Below are 18,475 nucleotides of genomic sequence, written 5' to 3'. Positions count from 1 at the left end.
GAAAGTATGAGAATCGCATGTTATGGTGTTCGTCCGAATGAGATCGATTTTTTTGAGCAATTGAATGTTTACCATTATGAACTGAGTCTTTATGAAGAACTACTGACGCATGACAATATTGAATCAGCTAAGGCCCATGACGCTGTACTGCTGAGAGGAAATTGTATAGCAGATGAGATCAATCTTGCAAAAATGCAGAAATATGGGATTCGCTATGTTTTTACCCGAACTGTGGGAGTCAATCATATCAATCTACAAGCGGCAGCTGATTTTGGTATGACAGTAGCCCGTGTACCATCATATTCGCCAAATGCTATAGCAGAATTATCTTTGACTTTTGCCATGATGCTTTTGAGAAATACAGCGTATACGACGATCCGAACATCTTTCAAAGATTTTCGAGTAGATGAACAAATGTTTAGCCGTGAAATCAGAAATTGCACAGTAGGTATCATAGGAACAGGCAGAATAGGATTGACGGAAGCGGTTTTGTTTAAGGGGCTAGGAGCCAAAGTAATCGGTTATGATATCCATCAGACAGAAGCTGCTAAAAAAGTATTGACGTTTCACTCACTCGAAGAATTGTTAGCAAAAAGCGATATCGTCAGTATCCATGTACCTCACATCCCAGGTGAAAACGATCAAATGATCAATGAAGGATTTTTGGCTCAAATGAAAAGAGGCAGTATCTTGATCAATACAGCTCGTGGAGAGCTTCAAGATAATGAAGCTATTTTAAGAGCTTTGAAAAGCAATCATTTAGCTGGTTTTGCAACCGATGTTTTTGCAAATGAAACAGATGTCTTTTTCCGATCCTTCAAGCCATGGGAGACGATTCCAGATCCTGCTATCCAGCAACTAGTAGAATTATACCCTAGAGTTCTTATAACCCCTCATGTAGGTTCAAATACAGATGAGGCATTGTCAAATATGATTTCGACAAGCTTCGAGAACTTCCACGAAATAATAGAAACTGGAAAAACGAAAAATGAGGTATCTCTTCCTAAAGCGCGTCAATTAAAGTAAGGAAACATGGGCACTCATCACTAATACTAATATGTTTAAAAATAGAGGTTGTGAAAAAGCTGCTCTGCATCAAGCAGTAAGAACAATCAGATAAAAATAGCACTCTATATTTTTCATCTGATTGGGATTAGTGCCGTAGATGCAAGCTTTTGAACACCGTTTATTCGGAAAAAAGGCTGTGACAAGACTTTTGTCACAGCCTTTATTTAGTATTAGATAACTCGATGACTCAACAATAATCCGTGAGTTTTTTCCGCCCCTTCTTTGTCAATTCATAACAGGTTAGTGGTCGGCCAATCTCCAAATATCTGATTCTTTCATTCAGTATATCTTGTTCCACCAAAAAATTTAAATATTTCTTGACGGAGATACGTGAAAGTGCACTTTTTTGAGCCAGTTCTTTTGTTGAAAAAATAGTCTCTGCTTTTAGGATAGATGCACAGATTTTTTTTAAAGTCAGTTTTGACAGACCTTTAGGCAAATCAATGAATGAAGGTGCTTCGTGAATGGGAGTAGTATGGTTGAATACTTGATCGATCAATTTCTGATCTGCTTTTTCAGTCGTTTGGATCGTCTGAGAGAAAGCAAGGTATTTTTCAATCGCCAACTGGAAACGTTGCAAAGTGAAGGGTTTGATCAAATAATCTAAGGCACCATATCGAATCACATTTTTTATGGTTTCGATATCATCTGCAGCGGTTATCAAGATCACTGGGATATCATTTCTCTGCTGTCTCAGCCAAGATAAAAAATGGATACCACTTTCGCCAGGCATATATACATCAAGCAACAGCAGATCTGCGTTTTTTTGTCTGAAATATTTTTTTCCTTCTTCTACATTTCTGAAACTTTCGATTACGTTCATATTAGGTATACTTTCCACAAACGTACGATTCAATTCTGCAACCATTGGATCATCTTCAATTATTAAGACATTTGTCATCATTTTGATCTTCCTTTTTTGGTAATTCTAGATAGACGATTGTACCGCCATTTGCTTGTTTGGAAAATTCTAAGATCCCACCGTGACGTTTGACAATTGAATGGATGATATTCAACCCATATCCACGATTGATTCCTTTCGTCGAAAAACCTAGCGTAAATATTTTTTCTGAGATTTCTTCTGATATTCCGACACCGTCATCGCAGACGGTCACGATGAATACTTCCGCTTCTGTGTCATAGTTTAAATGGAGCCGAACCTGTCCGTTTCTTTCAGGCATTTGAAGTACGGCTTCTTTAGCATTATCAAGTAAGTTCCCTAACACTTGCAAAAGTGAATGGATGGAGTCGTCCATCTCCATTTTAGGGATAAAAGAATCGCTTTCTAACAACATTTCAACAGATTGTTCTTTGGCTTCATTTATTTTGCCTAATAAAAAACCGGCAATCGCAGGGACTTTGATCAGATTTGAGACTTGACCGATCTCTTTTTTATAATTTTGATTTAGCTGTTGGATAAAATGGGTGACTTCTTCATACTTCTCCAAGTCAATCAAGCCAGAAATGACGTGAAGTTTATTCATAAATTCATGAGTTTGGGCTCTCATAGAGTTTATATATTGTTTCGTCCCTCCGAGCTCCTCCATTAATTTCATTACTTCTGATCGATTTCGTAAAGTTGCGACTGCTCCTAAAAAACGGTCATTGCTAAAAAGAGGTGTAACGCTAGAAATAGTTTCTATCCCATTTAAATACATGGATTGAGTCCGAACAGTCGTTTGATGATCGATTGTCTCTTTAAACAATACGTCATATAGATTATCGCTGATTTTTTTTCCTACTTCGAAATCCGACAGCCGTTTTGTTTGATAGAAAATATTTTTTGCAGGTGTATTGATCAAGAGGATAGTTTTATCAGAAGAGATGGCCAGTATTCCTTCATCTACTTCATTTTCGATAATCGTTTTTTCGCTTAACTGTTCCGCTATTTCTTGCGGTTCAAGTCCAAGCAGTACTTTTTTCATTTTTTGGGCAAGAAAAACGGCGCCTATGATGCCTACGATAAGCCCGATGATCAATGAAAAAACAATCATTTTTTGTCCATCTTTGACCTGATTGTCGATCGTGTTGTTCGTCAAGCCAACACAAACTGCACCAATAATCTCTTGATCATAATAAATAGGGACGAAATAACGGAAGCCGAACCCTAACATTCCTTCTTTTTCAGAGAAAAATTCTTGTCCTCCAATCACTTTTTTCACATCTTCATGACTTGAGAAAGGAAGACCGATGTAACTTGGGTCTGCATGAGAATATCGAATGCCTTCAGGGTCCATGACAACAATAAAATCTAAATTCGATGCTACCATGATTTCATTTGTGATTCCTTGAATCACATGTGTCGGATCACCAGTCTGAAGCTTTTTTTGGATGAGTTTATCGCTGGCAACGATTTTAGCGATACTAGAGATTCTATCTGACACACTCGATCGGTTCATCGAAAGAATAAAATTCCTAATCAATATGGCAGAAACAATCAAAGAAACGAATGTGGAGAAACAAACGACAAGAATGATCGTATTTTGGAGCTTTAATGGTTTTTTCTTAAGGAAAGGAAACATAGGCTACCTCGAAAGAATTTATTGTGAAAATTTTAACATGAAAAACAAAAATTAACAAATTGGCATTGATAAATAGATGCTTTCTATGAATAAATACCTTTGAATTGGTGAAAGAAGCTATACAGAATTTTCAAACATTGGTATGATAGACGTAGAAATGGAAGGAGGCGTGTATATGATAGGGGGAATCGCACTTGAGACGATTTATTGGTATACATTGCTGATTTGTGCGGGGTTGGCAGTTCTTTTGATTATTTTTGGAGATGTCTTCGATTTTGATGGCCCACTTGATCCAATGCTTATTATACCCTGGCTAACTTTTACAAGTTTGTTTGGTTTTCTTGGTGAGCGTCTAACGGATCAATCCTCTTTATTTTTATTTATTGCCAGTGGAGCCATATCGACAGTTTTGGTATTTTTGCTTAATTTCTATCTATTGATGCCGATGAAACATGCCGAATCAACGATGTCGTCTTCTGAAAAGACTTTGGAAGGGCAAGTAGCTGTTGTGATCACACCAATCCCTGTACGGGGCATGGGAGAAATCCAATTAAAAAGTGTTACCGGTTCCATCAGTCGTCCTGCTTGTTTCTACAGCCCCCAAGAACAGATAGCGGAGCGGGGAACGAAAGTATTGATCATTGAGATCAAGGAAAGAATCTGTTATGTCATGCCTTATGAAAGCATGATAAAAGCTTAAAGGAGCGTATGTTAAATGGGAATACCAATTGTTTTTATCGCGATCGCAATCGCAGCGTTGATTTTGCTGATGCTACTGATCGTCTTTGTAGCGAAGTACCAAACAGCAAAACCAGATGAAGCGTTGATCATCAGTGGAAGTTATTTAGGAAGCAAAAATGTACACAAAGATGAAATTAACAACAAAATCAAAATCGTGCGAGGAGGCGGAGCGTTCGTCTTGCCGGTTTTCCAACGTTCGAATCGAATCAGTCTATTATCCAGCAAATTGGACGTTTCTACTCCAGAAGTGTATACAGAACAAGGTGTACCGGTGATGTGTGACGGTACTTCGATCATCAAAATTGGTTCTTCTGTAGAAGAGATTGCTACAGCAGCAGAACAGTTTTTAGGTAAGACTAGAGAAGAATTGGAGAATGAAGCAAGAGAAGTATTGGAAGGTCACTTACGCTCGATTCTAGGTTCTATGACTGTAGAAGAAATCTACCAAAATCGTGATAAGTTCAGTCAAAGCGTACAAGAAGTCGCTTCTGTAGACCTTGCAAAAATGGGATTGATCATTGTTTCTTTCACTATCAAAGAGGTCAGAGACAAAAATGGTTATCTCGACTCTTTAGGGAAACCAAGAATCGCCCAAGTCAAAAGAGATGCAGATATAGCAGAAGCAGAAGCTTTAAAAGAAACGCGTATCAAAAAAGCTCAAGCAGAAAAAGAATCACAAGCAGCTGAATTACAACGACAAACAGAAATTGCAGAATCATTGAAAGAAAAAGAATTGAAACTAGCAACCTACAAACAAGAACAAGATGTTGCTAAAGCGAAAGCAGACCAAGCCTACAACTTGGAAAGTGCCAGAGCACAACAACAAGTAATCGAACAAGAAATGCAGATCAAAATCATAGAACGTCAAAAACAAATCGAATTGGAAGAAAAAGAAATTACACGTCGAGAAAAGCAATATGATTCGGAAGTGAAGAAAAAAGCAGATGCCGATCGTTACGCTAAAGAACAAGAAGCACAAGCTCAAAAAGTCAAAGAAGTGACCGAAGCCGAAGCCGAACGTTTCCGTGTGGAAGCACTAGCAGAAGCAGAAGCCAATAAGACAAGGTTAGCTGGACAGGCAGAAGCAGAAGCAGCATTAGCAAAAGGAAAAGCAGAAGCCGAAGCAAAACAAAAAATTGCCAATGCCTTCAAGGAATATGGCGAAGCAGCTGTCTTGAGTATGGTTATCGATATGCTACCGCAATTGATGCGCGAAGCAGCACAGCCGCTAGGAAATATCGAAAAAATCTCTGTTGTCGATACAGGAAGCAGCTCAGGAGAAACCAGTGGAGCGAACCGAGTGACAAATTATGCCACAAACTTGCTTTCTACTACTCAAGAAACATTAAAAGCGACAACAGGACTTGACTTGAAGGAAATCGTAGAGAATTTGTCGACACGTGGGACTACTAGCCAAGTAAATATGTATGAAGCGCCAAAAGAGGCAGAACAACACGCAATGAAGGAAGAATAAAGTAGTACACTTCACCGATCAATAAAAAATGGAGGAAGACTTTTCAAGTTCTTCTCTCCATTTTTTATGTTATTTCAAAAGAAAATCAGTCCTCGCTATTTTTCTTTTGTTTTTGGATCTTAGCTTCTATCTCTTGTAAACTTGTTCGCAGCAATCGTTCTTTCTTTTGGAGTTCGACCAAATCTTCTGATAGTTCTTCCTTCTTTTCTGTTTCAGGTGGGCGAAGAAAGAAATTGATACCAATCGCAATGAATGTTCCTATAAAAGTATCTAGTACTCGTTGGATCGCGTACAAAGCAGATTCACCTTGAGGGATACTCAATGCAATCAGCAATAACGTAGCGATTGCGGAAATGATGCCAGAATTATTGTTGATGCCATCTGACACGACAATTACAATAATTACTAGAATAGGAAGCAGGATCAATTCTACCAAAAAATCATTGTGAAAATAGCTTTTGACAAAAAAATAAATGATAGCTAGTGTACCACCTAATGTGTTGCCAATGATCCTAGATTTTCCAAAAGAAACGGTTGTAGTCAAGTCCTGACGCAAAGAAAAAACAGCAGATAATGCAGCAATCATTGGGATTCCTCGTTGAGTCAAATGAAAAAACAAGATACATAAAAAAACAGCTAAGGCACTTTTGATCGTACGCATACCTAGTCGAAAACGGCCAAATTGCATAGAGATTCTCCTTTTTGGTCTTTTTACTATCATACCTAAACTTTTGTCTGATAGCTAGTTTTTCATTATTCAAGTATAATTAAAATAAAAAAAGGGGGAAGTAAATGCGTATAGGAATGCGAACAGTCAAAACAGTGATCAGTGTCTTCTTTTCGATGGTCACAGCGGGTAGCTTATCGCTGTTGTATTGGCCAGCAGCAGGAATCATTGCATTATTGAGTGTGGGAAATACAAAACGCTCTACATTGCGTACAGGGATGAATCGAATCGCAGCCTTTATACTAGCTACAGCAACAGCGCTGTTCAGTTTTTTTGCTGTTGGGTATACTATTTTTGGCTTCAGTCTTTTTTTATTCCTGTTCATTCCGCTTGCCTCTCGCTTCAAATTAACTGAAGGAATCGTCGTAAATTCGGTTTTGGTCACTCATTATTTAGTGGAGGAAAACATGTCTTGGCAGCTGATCGGCAATGAAGCGGGTTTAATGGCGATTGGATTAGTATTTGCTTTGCTTGCGAATGTCTATATGCCAGATCGTACGAAACAGCTGAAGGAAAACCAAATACAGATCGAAAAAGAATTTCGGAATATCTTGAGACAAATGGCAGAATTTCTTTTATCGGAAAATAAAGGAGATGTGCAGATCAAATGCGAACATTTGCTGACATTCATTCGCGAAAGCCAAGAAGATGCCAGAGAACATCAAGAAAACTACTGGCTCAGACAGCCGCTATACTATGAAACTTATTTCTCTATGAGACGAGCACAGGTCAATGTGATTAAAGACATGTTGGAAAATCTAAAGCGGATCCAACAACCCGCTTATTATGGAAAACATATCTACGGTTTATTGATTTATACGGCAGAAACATTTTCAGAGTCAAATGATGGCAGACAAATCTTAGCACGTATTGAAGAAGTTTATGTATTGTATCGGCAAATGCCTCTGCCGACTAGCCGCCCTGAATTCGAGGACCGAGCAGAATTGTTCCAGTTTTTGCAGTCTTTTAAAAGTTTTATTGAAATCAAGGCAGAATTCTCCCAACAAAAAATCAAAAAATAGAGGTTTTGAATTCAGCTAATACTTAGGTCAAAGCGCTGATTTCACAACCTCTTCCTTAAACGGTGTTCTCCTGCCAACTCCTCGGTCACAAGTCACAATATTCAACAAACATGAGAAGCTGTTTTTTGAAATTGCTCCTTGTGACTCGGAGCTGAACGGCAGGCTCACAACCTCTTGGTAAACAAGCTTGCATCTACTGGAATAAGTCCAGCCAAACGAAAAATAGGAGGAGCTATTTTTGTTTGGCTGTTCTTATTACTTGATGCAGACCAGCTTTTTCACGACCTTTTAAAATTACATATTTTGCCATAAAACTTGCATTTGATCCAAGATGTCGATGACATCTTTTGTCAAGAAGAGAGAACGATTTGGCAAGTCACCTTCGATCATGTGTACCATATTGTTTATTTCGTAATTCATGGCTTCAGAAGTACTTCCGCTTTCGATGAATTCCTTCGTACCGTCTGTAAATAGGATCTCCGCACGATCCGCACGAGGATAATCAGCAATCGTCACATAGCCGTTTTCAAAGGCAACGATCCCGACTTTTGGCATTTTTGCCTGAAAAGTCAAGCTGACAGCAGCAAGTTCATTTTCTTTGTTGCGCAAAATAGTGACTGATTGCTCGTCTACGCCTGTTTCAAAAGGGACCATTGTAGAGGCAACTACTTCAGGCTGAGAACTCAAAAAGAAACGAGCAAAAGATACCGCATACGTACCGATATCCAATAGAGCTCCACCAGCTAATTCAGGATTGAAGAATCGGTTTTCTGGATCTGGTTCCTTATAACTGCCGAAAGGTGCTTGGATCATTTTTAAAGCCCCTAGTTTTCCTGTATCCATTATTGAACGTAATTGCTGATAAAGCGGCATGTTGAAGATAGTCATGGCTTCTGCTAAAATCAGATTATTTTCTTCTGCTAAACGCATAGCGTCAGCTAGTTCTTTTTTGTTCATCGTGATAGCTTTTTCGCATAAGACGTGTTTGCCTGCTTCCAATGCTGCCAAGATATGGTCGATATGCTGTTTATTTGGTACAGCAATGTATATGATGTCGATTTCAGCATCGTCTAACATTTCTTGATAGCTTCCGTAAGCTTTTGGAATATTGTAACGGTGTGCGAATTTTTCCGCTTTTTCTGAAGTTCTGGAAGCAACCGCTGTTAGTTCACTTGTCTCTTGATTGAAGCTTTCGGCAAACTCATGTGCGATGGTACCGAGACCCACGATTCCCCATTGATATTTTTTCATCTGGAAATGCTCCTTCATAGTTAGATTGAGATTCTTTTCTGTCTATTATTATAACAAAAATCACGAAGAATGAAGGGGAGAGGACTTGAAACATTAAAAAAAATGAAAGCAGCGATTTAACAGGTGCTTTTTGACTAAAACTTAAGTAGAATAGTTAAAAGGAGGGGATAAACGTGCATCAAGTATATATTGATCTTATTATGAGTGTATTATTGGAACAGTTTGAAACTGAAAAAAATTTTTTAGATGAATACTTGCTGATCAGCCCAGAACAATGGCAAAAATGGAAAGATGGCGAGAAAAATTTGCCTTCTGAAGCGATGCAGAAAGTAAAAAATCTTTTCACTGATTATGAATGGATGCTTACGCAAAAGATTTTGCGTCAAACGATTATTTTTCCCGAGAAACGAAATATTGCTGTTGCAGAGTATAAACAAATTAAAACACGTATCGCGCAAAAATGGCTAAGCAGCAAAGCAGCAAAAGTCGAGCTGATCCCTTTGAAAAACAATCAGCAGGCTGGTAGATACCTTGACTTGAAAGTAAGTATTCAATATGATGAATGGGGCTATGATGATATTTTGAATTTTCGTTTGCCAGCAGATGTTCAAAAACAGATTGAAGGAGAAAAAATCGAACTTCTTGATTGGGTGAATGAAAATCTGGAAGAAACTTACGTTCATGATACGAACGGGGAACGTGAAGAACAACGAAAGGATTTTTCAAGTGAATAAATTTTTAGGATTTGGAGCAGTTGTGATTATGATCGCAGCAATGGGCTATGTTATTTTTAGCGATGATGACGCGCATGTTCAAGCCGGCAATCAAACGGTCGAACGAACAAGTACCAAAACAACTGCTAGTAAAGAAAAGAACAGTCAAACAACAAGCAGCAAGGCAAAGGACAAAGAAACACAAGATCGTACATCCAAACAATTGCCAGATGTTAAAACAGACGATTGGCAACTAGTTTTGGTTGGTCCAGATCACAAATTAGAAAAAGAAATCGATGAGTCTACTCAATTGGCATCATTGAGTAATGGATATTTGATCGACAAACGCATTGCTCCGGAATATGAAGCATTTGCTAAGGCTGCCGAAGCAGCTGGGTTTCCGTTAGTTATGGTCTCAGCTTACCGGTCTGTATCATCCCAACAACAAGTTTTCGAACAAAATGTCCAAGATGTGATGAGTCGTCAAGGTGTATCAGAAGAGGAGGCGACAAAAATCACTAAAGAAACGATTACGGAGCCAGGATACAGCGAACACCACACAGGTCTGGCAGTCGATGTCGTCGATCAAAACTGGTACAACAGTTATCCTTCTACTGTATTGGATGCAAGTTACGGAGATCAGCCTGGAGCTAAATGGATCGCAGATAATGCTGCCCAGTATGGATTTATCGTTCGTTATCCAAAAGGACGCGAAGATATAACTAAAATCACATATGAACCTTGGCACTTACGTTATGTCGGTAAAGAAAATGCTGAGTATATCACCAAACACCAATTGACGCTAGAAGAATATCTGAATGAATTAAATGAAAAGTAGGAATTGATCATGGCGAAAAAAAAGTGGAAAAAGCAAAAGCGCAAGAACATCCGTTGGCCAGCAGTGGTTGCCGGTGTAGTAGTGATACTCCTAGCCTTTGTTTTTTCCTTGAAGAATCTGTCTTCTCCTTTTACTGATAATCAGCAAGAAAATGAAGCGCAATCCCATCAGCAATTTATTGAACGGCTTGTTCCACATGCCCAAGAACTACAAGATGGTTATGGAGTGCTTCCTAGTATCATTTTAGGACAAGCTATATTAGAATCGAATTGGGGAAAAAGTACCTTGGCTAGCAAATACAATAATCTTTTCGGGATCAAGGCTTATGGGGATCAGAAGAAAGTAAGCCTGGAAACAAAGGAATTTGTTAATGAAGAATGGATAACTATCCAAGGAGACTTCAAAGTGTATGATTCATGGGAACAGTCCATGGATGACCATACACAACTGTTCGTCCAAGGAGTAGATTGGAATCCTGCACTGTATGAAAAAGTGATTACGGCCACCAATTATCAGGAAGCCGCACAAGCATTGCAAGAGGCAGGTTATGCGACAGACCCCGGTTATGCGCAAAAAATCATCCAGGTCATCGAGACGTACCAGTTGAATCAGTATGACCGGAGATAGCAAAGGAGAAGTGGCTGATGGCAGAACAATTTACGCCGGAAATCATGACGGAATTGAGAAAAGATATCGTAAGAGTACCGGAAATCATTTTAGAAGCAAGCGGGATCAAGATATTTGGAAAATTGATTCGTTCGATCATCTTTACTACGGATATCGCAATCATACGAAATACAAATGCAAATGCAGTAATTGCTGTGTATCCTTTTACACCACATCCAGCAATTACTAAAAGTATCATTGAGGCAGCTGATATTCCAGTTTTTTCCGGTGTAGGAGGCGGATTGACACAAGGTGCTCGTTCTTCTTACATGAGCATGTTTGCAGAAGCGCAAGGTTCTTTAGGGGTTGTTTTGAATGGTCCTACGCCTTTAGAGACAGTGAAAGAAGTTTGTCGAGTAGTTGATATCCCAGTTATCAGTACGGTAACATCGAAATATACGGAAATTGATGAAAAGTTAGCAGCTGGTATTTCGATTATCAATATCAGTGCGGGAAAAGAAACTGTAGAAGCAGTACGTCATTTTCGTAAAAAGTATCCTGAACTTCCTATCATTGCGACGGGCGGTCCAACGGAAGAAAGTATTGCTGAGACCATTCAAGCAGGAGCAAATGCCATCACGTATACGCCGCCAAGTAGCGGAGAGCTTTTTAGTCGTAAAATGGAAAAATATCGGGAAACTGAGAAAAAGAATCATGAATAACAGGTGAGAATCAAAAGACGAGGAAGAGCAGATAGTGGCTCTTCCTCGTCTTTTGTACTCCAGTACTATTTGTTCAGAATTCAAAAAAAGAGAAATTTTTTTGTTTTTTTATCTGTAATGTACATAAGAATAGTTAAAATCTTTTGTTATTATTAGCATTCTAACAAAAAAATGTCTTGATTTATTGAAGCGCTTTCTATAGAATGAAAAACGAATAAAAACTAAAAAAGGCACCCGGCAATTTAGTAGCAGCTAAATCACCGGGGCTTGAAAAGTCAGCGGGAACTGACCAATCAAGTTGCCATAGTCAATGCTTGTGCATCAACGTGTATATTGTACCTAATTTCATACAGAATTACTAGTTATTTTTTCTGATTTTTTAGGGAATAATATACGCAGAGTGGCACGCTTATTTAGCTATGTCAAGGATATTGGACGGTTGTCTGATATCCTTTTTCTTTGCGCAATTATCCTCCCATCATTGAAGCAAGAAGTATTTGTAGCAATGGAAAAAAATCAGCACCATCTAATTTTCCTTGAAAGTATTTAGTTGTTCATCCTAGGCAGAACAAAAAGGCAAGCCTTGGTTTTTATTCGCCTTTAAAAAAGAGGATTTTATAAATATATACTGTATAAGAATACAGTATATTGAAAAATGTCAATGGAAGTAGAGGTGTAGGAAATGAAGAAAAAAATGAGAATCATCTTAGCATTAAGTGTTATATTATTATTCTTGACGGCTTGTGGGCAAGAAGAGGACGACGAAAAAATCACGTTGAACATGGCTTGGTGGGGTTCACAAGTTCGACACGATGCAACGGTAAAAGTAATCGAGCTTTACGAAGAAAAAAATCCTCATGTGACGATCGAGTATGAATTCTATGATTATGAAGGATATTACACAAAATTAGGTACGCTAGCAGCATCAAATGATATCTGGGATATTTTTCAATTAAATAATCAATTTCCTCAATACATCAATCAGATTGAACCATTAGATGAATATGTGGAAAAAGGGATAATTGATGTTTCTAATGCGGATGAATCCTATTTGGCAACGACGATTTACGACGGGCAATTAGTTGGACTGTCCAACGGGGTGAACTCGTTTGCGATTGCTTACAATAAAAATATATTTGAACAATTAGGTATCCCTGAACCTGCTTCCAATTGGACATGGGAAGAATTTGAACAAATCAGCTATCAAATTACTGAAGAATTAGGGATTTATGCTATTTCAAGGTTCGAAGATTTTATAGCTGGCTGTATTATTCAAATACCGCAAGTTGAGAAAGGATTGAATTTTTATAATCAGGAGGATTTATCTAACAGTTTGGGATTCGAAAATCCGGATTATTTAACAGATTTTTTCCAGCTGCGTAAAAATCTGGTAGACAAAGGTGCCCATCCAGAACCGGGTGGTGGAGCTGCAAGTACGACAGATCTGTCTTTTCAGGCAGTTAGAGATAGCGAAGCAGCGATGGTTTTTCTATCAAGTAACCAGTTGACAGAAATTTTGTCAGGCGCTCCTGAAGATATGGAAATTCGATTGATTAATCCTCCTCGCAGAAAAGCAGATGGAGAATCTGGTATTCCATTACGTTCTTCGCAAATGCTGAGTATGGCAAAAAATTCAGCACACAAAGAAGAAGCGGCTAAATTTATTGATTTCTTCCAAAACAGTGAAGAAGCCAATGAGATTTTAAAAGGAGAACGCGGTGTACCAATCATGTCCAATATTCGAGAACAACTCGCTCAGACAGATGATACAACTTTACAAGCGACATTCGACTATTTAGAAATGATATCCGATATGGACAACGGTGAAGTAAATGTTTTTGATAGCGCTTTAAATCCAGAAATCCAAGATCAATACAATCTTTTAGTAGAAAAAGTTATCTATGAAGAAATGACGGCAGAAGAAGCAGCAGAGAGTTTTTATGAGTTTGCTTCAAACGTTCTGGAATAGTAACAGGAGGAAAGCATTAAAAAAGAAAAACTAAAACGATTCATGAATCAAGATAACGTGGTCGGTTACGTATTTGCTTCTCCATTTATTCTAGGATTTCTATTGATAACGGTAATACCGATGATCTTGTCTCTTTATTATTCGTTTACCGATTATCGGCTGGGGAATCCAGTCTCATGGATCGGCTTGGATAATTATATAAAAATGCTAAGTGATGCTCGTTTTTTGAACTCCATCCGAGTCACTTTTCTCTATGTATTCGCCTCTGTGCCTGTGAAACTGATCTTTGGTCTATTGATTGCTTATCTTTTAACGAGAAATATCAAAGGGACGACTTTCTTTCGTTCTTTGTATTATGTACCTAGTTTGATTGGCGGCAGTATTTCTATTGCTCTAGTGTGGCGAGAATTATTTTCTAAAAATGGATTAGTGAATATTTTTCTAGAACGCCTAGGCGCACCAGCACTTTCCTGGTTTGGCGATCAAAAATTGGTCATGATCCCTCTTGTTTTGATGTCTGCTTGGCAATTCGGTTCGGCAATGATCATCTTTGCTGCAGGTATCAAAGAGATCCCAGCCTCGTATTATGAAGCGGCAGAGATCGATGGAGCGAATAAATGGCAGTCGTTTTACAAGATCACGCTACCTCTTCTTTCGCCAATCATTTTGTATAACTTAGTCATGCAGACGATTGCAGCGTTTATGACTTTCACGCAAGCGTTCATCATTACCCAAGGTGGTCCGAATGATGCCACGAACTTTTATGCTCTTTATGTGTATAACCAAGCATTCTCTTTTAATTCTATGGGGTATGCTAGTGCTATTTCGTGGATCATGCTGTTGATCATGGGTGCTGTCACCTTTCTGATTTTTAAATCATCAAAAAAATGGGTCGTTGTGTGAACGGGGGGAGGAAAAAATGAATAAAACAGTAATGAAATGGTTCCAGTACGGGTTTATTTTGCTATTAGGTCTAGTCATGATTTATCCAGTCTTGTGGATGATTGCAGGTTCTTTTAAAACGGATCAAGAGATTCTGAGTGGTTCACTGAATTTGATTCCAGAAACTTTTCGATGGGAAAATTACGCAGAAGGATGGGCAGGTTTTGCTGGAATCTCATTTTTCACGTTCTTTAAGAATTCGTTTGTCATTTCTGCGGTATCAACGATTGGGACAGTGCTGAGCTCGACTTGTATTGCTTACGCATTATCGAGGATCGATTTCAAAGGAAAAAGGTTTTGGTTCGTCGTCATGTTAGTAACGATGATGATTCCTGCACAAGTGATTTTGATTCCGCAGTTTATTATTTACAATCGGCTAAATTTGGTTGGTACGTATGTGCCGCTGATTTTACCGCACTTTTTTGGACAAGCATTTTTTATTTATCAGATCATGCAATTCATGGTCGGCATCCCTAAAGAGTTAGATGAATCTGCGATTATTGACGGATGCAGCAAATATAGTGTCTTTACCAAAATTATTTTTCCTTTGCTAAAACCTTCGATCATCACCACGATCATTATCCAGTTTTATTGGAAATGGGATGATTTTATGGGACCGCTGATCTATTTGAACAAGCCGAGATCTTATACCGTATCGATTGCCATCAAATTATTTGCAGATGCTGGATCTAGCACGACTTACGCCAGTATGTTTGCGATGTCTACGCTGTCTCTGCTGCCGGTTTTTTTGATTTTCTTATTCTTCAATAAATATCTCGTCCAAGGAATCAGTACAAGCGGCTTGAAAGGCTGAAGATGATAAAGCCAATAGAGGAGATGTTTCTTTACAAGATCAACTACTATTTCTGTCGGATTTTTTTAACCAGTCTTATCAGTCATGGTCTTTTTGCTTTTTTCCTAGGATGTTTTTTCACTTTAGGATTAACGCTTTCTGCTCATGTTGTCTATCTGATTTATTTTTTGATGATGTATCCTGCTTATTATCTATCTGCCCATTATTTGGCGGAAAGGAAGGTAGGTTGGCGGAAAGAAAAAATCAAAAGGTCATGTTTCATTGTTGCGTTGTTTCAGCTGTTCGTTCTTATTTTTGCAGCTGATTGGTATTTGTTCATAGAAAAGGCTGATGCTTGGTATCTGATTCCTTTTCTATTGTGTCTGTTGCTTTTTGTATCCCATGGTTTTTTTAGTACGCTAATTGATGTCTGCAAAGAAGAAAAAGCAGATAGTCTTATTTATTTGATCAAAAGAAATATCTGGCTGTTGTCAAAAAACGTCAAAGGGTTTCTGTGGTATTTTTGTCTTTTGTATGGGCTGTTTTGGTGTATACAATATGATCTGTTACTTACTGCATTGTTGTATCCCGGACTGCCGTTTGTCACAGCATGCTGGTTAAAAGAAAAGGAGAATGAGTTCAAATGAAGAAAAAATATGTACAAGTCGGTCTTGGCGGAAGAGCGCGCTTTTTTTATGGGGCAATTGCCTCTACGTATCATCGAACTTGTGAACTGGTCGGTTTTTGTGATGTGTCTCAAACAAGAATGGATTATGCAAATCGAGTACTTGTGAATAAGTATGGACAGAAGAAAGTAAAGACATGTATGCCATCGCAATTTGAACAGCTACTGGATGATGTACGGCCAGATGAAGTCATTATCACGTCAGTAGATCGAACTCATCATGATTATATCATTCGTGCAATGAGAAAAGGGTATGATGTTATTTGCGAAAAACCTCTGACTATTGATGAGGAAAAAGCGCAAGAAATAATAACTGTCCAAAAACAAACGAGAAGGAATCTGCGAGTCACTTTCAATTATCGTTATGCGCCATATCACACGAAGATAAAGGAACTGCTGGAAAAAGACATAATCGGCGATGTTTTCTCTATCCACTTTGAATGGTTGCTGAATACGCAGCACGGGGCAGATTATTTCAGAAGATGGCATCGAAATAAACACAATAGTGGCGGACTTCTCGTGCACAAATCTACCCATCATTTTGATCTGGTGAACTTTTGGTTGAGTAGCCAGCCAAAAAAGGTATTCGCATTTGGTGGATTGAATTTTTATGGAATGCATAATGCGGAAAAACGCGGAGTAGAAACATTTTACAGTCGATGCTATGGAAGCGAACTAGCCAAAAATGATCCATTTGCTATAGATCTATCAGCCAATGAGGAATTACGAGAAATGTATTTGGAAGCAGAAGAAGACAGTGGATACATTCGTGATCGCAGTGTATTTTCCGATGATATTTCTATTGAAGATACGTTAGGAGTGACGGTCAAATACGAGACCGGTACGATATTGACGTATTCGCTAAATGCGTATATGCCGTGGGAAGGATTCAATGTTTCTTTTAATGGCAGCAAAGGACGGATCGAAATGAAAGTGATCGAAAAGTCCTATATCAACGCTGGTGGAGATAAAAAAGATGAGGGAGCAGCCGTTCTTCAATCCATCCAGGTCTATCCGATGTTCGGTAAACCCTATGAGGTAATCGTTGAACAAGAAGCAGGTGGACATGGCGGAGGAGATCCACGTTTGTTGGATGATCTATTTGGCGAAGTAAAGGAAGAAGATCCGTGGAATCGAGCAGCAACTCACGTAGATGGTATCCTGTCGATTTTGACAGGAATCGCAGCGAATCACTCTATTGCTTCAGGAAAAGCAGTGGCGATTGACGAACTTGTCAACTTCAAGGAATAAGAAGGAATTTACGAAAATTATTTCCTGTACGTTATAAATCTGTGCGCTATTGCCGTAGATTGTCTTTGGAACACTATTTATTCGAAAAAGGGGTTGTGACACGTTTTTTTTCACAATCCTTTTTGTGTGAAATAGAATTTTTGGATAAGTGAAAATAAAAATAACTATTTAAACCCGAACAAAAAAGAGTAATGCATTAAAAAACATTAGATTTTACAAAAAAATAAGTAAACCACGTTGTCAGTTTCAGAAAGTAGTGTTAGACTATTTTCAATATTTGAAACAACATTCTTTATTCAAATATGTCAAACTGCCTTCACGTGCAAAACAGTTGCAAGAAAATGATTTTACACTATTATTAGTTTTACATACCTACTTATATATCGTCATAATATGGATGACAGTTTCTAGCCAGTACCGTAAATGCTGGACTATAAGTAAAAGATTGGCTATTTCACCCTTCTTTTCTTATGATAAAGTGGAGGGTGTTTTTCTTTAACAGAAACATAGTAGGTTTTTGCACAAAAGCGGTTTTTTGGTATTAATAAATGATAAAGGAGCAAATAAAGTGAAAGAATTAGTTGAACGTATTCAAAAAGACGGACGTATATTAGGCGAGGGCGTACTAAAAGTCGACAGTTTCGTCACTCACCAAGTAGACCCTGTATTGATGGAACAAATGGGGCAACGGTTTGCAGAAGTATTTAAAGAACAAGGAATCACGAAAGTTGTGACCATTGAAGCTTCTGGGATCGCACCAGCTTTATTTGCTGCAAAAGAATTAGGTGTTCCAATGATCTTCGCCAGAAAAGCCAAAAGCTTGACGATGGATGAAGAATTATTGACGGCTTCTGTTTATTCTTTTACGAAACAAGTGACAAGTACGATTTCTATTTCTCGTAAATTCTTGTCTTCAGAAGATAAAGTATTGATTATTGACGATTTCTTGGCAAACGGACAAGCGGCAAAAGGATTGATTGAATTATGCCAGCAAGCTGGAGCTCAAGTAGAAGGAATTGGGATCGTCATTGAAAAGTCTTTCCAAGATGGACGTCAGTTGCTTGAAGAAATGGGATTGAGAGTCGTTTCTCTTGCACGTATCGCTTCCTTGACGAATGGACAAGTTGAGTTTCTTGAGGAGGACGCATAAT

At 38.4% G+C, this 18,475-nt stretch carries 18 protein-coding genes and 1 riboswitch; of the genes, 14 read left to right on the top strand and 4 right to left on the bottom strand.

Going from position 1 to position 18,475, the window contains the following annotated elements:
* Nucleotides 1-6: 6 nt before the first annotated feature.
* Entirely contained in the window at nucleotides 7-1,026 is a 1,020-nt protein-coding gene (locus AB3I27_RS02885) for a 2-hydroxyacid dehydrogenase (RefSeq protein WP_002309512.1), read from the top strand.
* Between the two features lie 229 nt (nucleotides 1,027-1,255).
* Here the strand turns inward: AB3I27_RS02885 and AB3I27_RS02880 are convergent, their stop codons facing one another.
* Both AB3I27_RS02880 and AB3I27_RS02875 read right to left on the bottom strand, forming a co-directional pair.
* Complete coding sequence (locus AB3I27_RS02880; RefSeq protein WP_104760399.1) at nucleotides 1,256-1,972, bottom strand: response regulator; 717 nt, start codon at nucleotides 1,970-1,972, stop codon at nucleotides 1,256-1,258.
* Complete coding sequence (locus tag AB3I27_RS02875; RefSeq protein ID WP_368022898.1) at nucleotides 1,947-3,590, bottom strand: ATP-binding protein; 1,644 nt, start codon at nucleotides 3,588-3,590, stop codon at nucleotides 1,947-1,949. The genes AB3I27_RS02880 and AB3I27_RS02875 overlap by 26 nt, the downstream gene beginning before the upstream one ends.
* 175 nt (nucleotides 3,591-3,765) lie before the next feature.
* Between AB3I27_RS02875 and AB3I27_RS02870 the strand changes: the two genes are divergently transcribed.
* Both AB3I27_RS02870 and AB3I27_RS02865 read left to right on the top strand, forming a co-directional pair.
* Nucleotides 3,766-4,290: an NfeD family protein gene (locus tag AB3I27_RS02870; RefSeq protein WP_002292922.1), complete on the top strand. Its 525-nt coding sequence runs from the start codon at nucleotides 3,766-3,768 to the stop codon at nucleotides 4,288-4,290.
* Between the two features lie 15 nt (nucleotides 4,291-4,305).
* Nucleotides 4,306-5,805 (top strand): flotillin family protein, encoded by a 1,500-nt coding sequence (locus AB3I27_RS02865; protein ID WP_104760401.1) that lies wholly within the window; start codon nucleotides 4,306-4,308, stop codon nucleotides 5,803-5,805.
* An 85-nt stretch (nucleotides 5,806-5,890) separates the two neighbouring features.
* Here the strand turns inward: AB3I27_RS02865 and AB3I27_RS02860 are convergent, their stop codons facing one another.
* The gene (locus AB3I27_RS02860; protein WP_002292924.1) at nucleotides 5,891-6,493 is read right to left on the bottom strand and encodes an aromatic acid exporter family protein; all 603 of its coding nucleotides are present in this window, start codon (nucleotides 6,491-6,493) and stop codon (nucleotides 5,891-5,893) included.
* Between the two features lie 104 nt (nucleotides 6,494-6,597).
* On the opposite strand from AB3I27_RS02860, the gene AB3I27_RS02855 reads away from it, so the two are divergent.
* Nucleotides 6,598-7,554 (top strand): aromatic acid exporter family protein, encoded by a 957-nt coding sequence (locus AB3I27_RS02855; RefSeq protein WP_002313853.1) that lies wholly within the window; start codon nucleotides 6,598-6,600, stop codon nucleotides 7,552-7,554.
* Between the two features lie 294 nt (nucleotides 7,555-7,848).
* On the opposite strand, the gene AB3I27_RS02850 is transcribed toward AB3I27_RS02855, so the two are convergent.
* The gene (locus AB3I27_RS02850) at nucleotides 7,849-8,805 is read right to left on the bottom strand and encodes a Gfo/Idh/MocA family protein (RefSeq protein WP_368022897.1); all 957 of its coding nucleotides are present in this window, start codon (nucleotides 8,803-8,805) and stop codon (nucleotides 7,849-7,851) included.
* A gap of 173 nt (nucleotides 8,806-8,978) precedes the next feature.
* On the opposite strand from AB3I27_RS02850, the gene AB3I27_RS02845 reads away from it, so the two are divergent.
* From AB3I27_RS02845 to AB3I27_RS02800, 10 genes are all read left to right on the top strand, one after another.
* A complete protein-coding gene (locus tag AB3I27_RS02845; protein WP_002293272.1) occupies nucleotides 8,979-9,539 on the top strand; it encodes a hypothetical protein in 561 nt (186 codons plus the stop codon).
* The gene (locus AB3I27_RS02840; protein WP_002344160.1) at nucleotides 9,532-10,356 is read left to right on the top strand and encodes a D-alanyl-D-alanine carboxypeptidase family protein; all 825 of its coding nucleotides are present in this window, start codon (nucleotides 9,532-9,534) and stop codon (nucleotides 10,354-10,356) included. Before AB3I27_RS02845 ends, AB3I27_RS02840 begins: the two co-directional genes overlap by 8 nt.
* 9 nt (nucleotides 10,357-10,365) lie before the next feature.
* Entirely contained in the window at nucleotides 10,366-10,983 is a 618-nt protein-coding gene (locus tag AB3I27_RS02835; protein ID WP_002309502.1) for a glycoside hydrolase family 73 protein, read from the top strand.
* Nucleotides 10,984-11,000: 17 nt separating this feature from the next.
* Nucleotides 11,001-11,684, top strand: a complete 684-nt coding sequence (locus AB3I27_RS02830) for a hypothetical protein (RefSeq protein ID WP_002316196.1) — start codon at nucleotides 11,001-11,003, stop codon at nucleotides 11,682-11,684.
* Between the two features lie 682 nt (nucleotides 11,685-12,366).
* Nucleotides 12,367-13,653, top strand: coding sequence for an ABC transporter substrate-binding protein (locus AB3I27_RS02825; protein WP_002309499.1), 1,287 nt, complete (start codon nucleotides 12,367-12,369; stop codon nucleotides 13,651-13,653).
* A 15-nt stretch (nucleotides 13,654-13,668) separates the two neighbouring features.
* Complete coding sequence (locus AB3I27_RS02820) at nucleotides 13,669-14,556, top strand: carbohydrate ABC transporter permease (RefSeq protein WP_002313850.1); 888 nt, start codon at nucleotides 13,669-13,671, stop codon at nucleotides 14,554-14,556.
* A gap of 16 nt (nucleotides 14,557-14,572) precedes the next feature.
* On the top strand, nucleotides 14,573-15,409 hold the full coding sequence (locus AB3I27_RS02815; protein ID WP_002292245.1) for a carbohydrate ABC transporter permease: 837 nt from the start codon (nucleotides 14,573-14,575) through the stop codon (nucleotides 15,407-15,409).
* 2 nt (nucleotides 15,410-15,411) lie between these two features.
* Nucleotides 15,412-16,035, top strand: a complete 624-nt coding sequence (locus tag AB3I27_RS02810) for a hypothetical protein (protein WP_104760402.1) — start codon at nucleotides 15,412-15,414, stop codon at nucleotides 16,033-16,035.
* Nucleotides 16,032-17,324: a Gfo/Idh/MocA family protein gene (locus tag AB3I27_RS02805; RefSeq protein ID WP_368022896.1), complete on the top strand. Its 1,293-nt coding sequence runs from the start codon at nucleotides 16,032-16,034 to the stop codon at nucleotides 17,322-17,324. Before AB3I27_RS02810 ends, AB3I27_RS02805 begins: the two co-directional genes overlap by 4 nt.
* A gap of 356 nt (nucleotides 17,325-17,680) precedes the next feature.
* A riboswitch (purine riboswitch) is annotated at nucleotides 17,681-17,778 on the top strand.
* 114 nt (nucleotides 17,779-17,892) lie between these two features.
* Complete coding sequence (locus tag AB3I27_RS02800) at nucleotides 17,893-18,474, top strand: xanthine phosphoribosyltransferase (RefSeq protein ID WP_002292242.1); 582 nt, start codon at nucleotides 17,893-17,895, stop codon at nucleotides 18,472-18,474.
* Nucleotide 18,475: the final 1 nt, after the last annotated feature.

It is taken from the genome of Enterococcus sp. C46 (genome assembly GCF_040887565.1).
GTDB classification, from domain to species: domain Bacteria; phylum Bacillota; class Bacilli; order Lactobacillales; family Enterococcaceae; genus Enterococcus_B; species Enterococcus_B lactis.
This window is presented reverse-complemented; position numbering and strand designations above follow the sequence as displayed.

Excerpts from the sequence above, each read along its gene's own strand:
- AB3I27_RS02885 (WP_002309512.1), top strand. The coding sequence starts at position 7 with ATGAGAATCGCATGTTATGGTGTTCGTCCGAATGAGATCGATTTTTTT.
- AB3I27_RS02825 (WP_002309499.1), top strand. The coding sequence starts at position 12,367 with ATGAAGAAAAAAATGAGAATCATCTTAGCATTAAGTGTTATATTATTA.
- AB3I27_RS02815 (WP_002292245.1), top strand. The coding sequence starts at position 14,573 with ATGAATAAAACAGTAATGAAATGGTTCCAGTACGGGTTTATTTTGCTA.
- AB3I27_RS02860 (WP_002292924.1), bottom strand. The coding sequence starts at position 6,493 with ATGCAATTTGGCCGTTTTCGACTAGGTATGCGTACGATCAAAAGTGCC.
- AB3I27_RS02870 (WP_002292922.1), top strand. The coding sequence starts at position 3,766 with ATGATAGGGGGAATCGCACTTGAGACGATTTATTGGTATACATTGCTG.
- AB3I27_RS02810 (WP_104760402.1), top strand. The coding sequence starts at position 15,412 with ATGATAAAGCCAATAGAGGAGATGTTTCTTTACAAGATCAACTACTAT.
- AB3I27_RS02805 (WP_368022896.1), top strand. The coding sequence starts at position 16,032 with ATGAAGAAAAAATATGTACAAGTCGGTCTTGGCGGAAGAGCGCGCTTT.
- AB3I27_RS02880 (WP_104760399.1), bottom strand. The coding sequence starts at position 1,972 with ATGATGACAAATGTCTTAATAATTGAAGATGATCCAATGGTTGCAGAA.
- AB3I27_RS02850 (WP_368022897.1), bottom strand. The coding sequence starts at position 8,805 with ATGAAAAAATATCAATGGGGAATCGTGGGTCTCGGTACCATCGCACAT.
- AB3I27_RS02855 (WP_002313853.1), top strand. The coding sequence starts at position 6,598 with ATGCGTATAGGAATGCGAACAGTCAAAACAGTGATCAGTGTCTTCTTT.
- AB3I27_RS02835 (WP_002309502.1), top strand. The coding sequence starts at position 10,366 with ATGGCGAAAAAAAAGTGGAAAAAGCAAAAGCGCAAGAACATCCGTTGG.
- AB3I27_RS02830 (WP_002316196.1), top strand. The coding sequence starts at position 11,001 with ATGGCAGAACAATTTACGCCGGAAATCATGACGGAATTGAGAAAAGAT.
- AB3I27_RS02865 (WP_104760401.1), top strand. The coding sequence starts at position 4,306 with ATGGGAATACCAATTGTTTTTATCGCGATCGCAATCGCAGCGTTGATT.
- AB3I27_RS02875 (WP_368022898.1), bottom strand. The coding sequence starts at position 3,590 with ATGTTTCCTTTCCTTAAGAAAAAACCATTAAAGCTCCAAAATACGATC.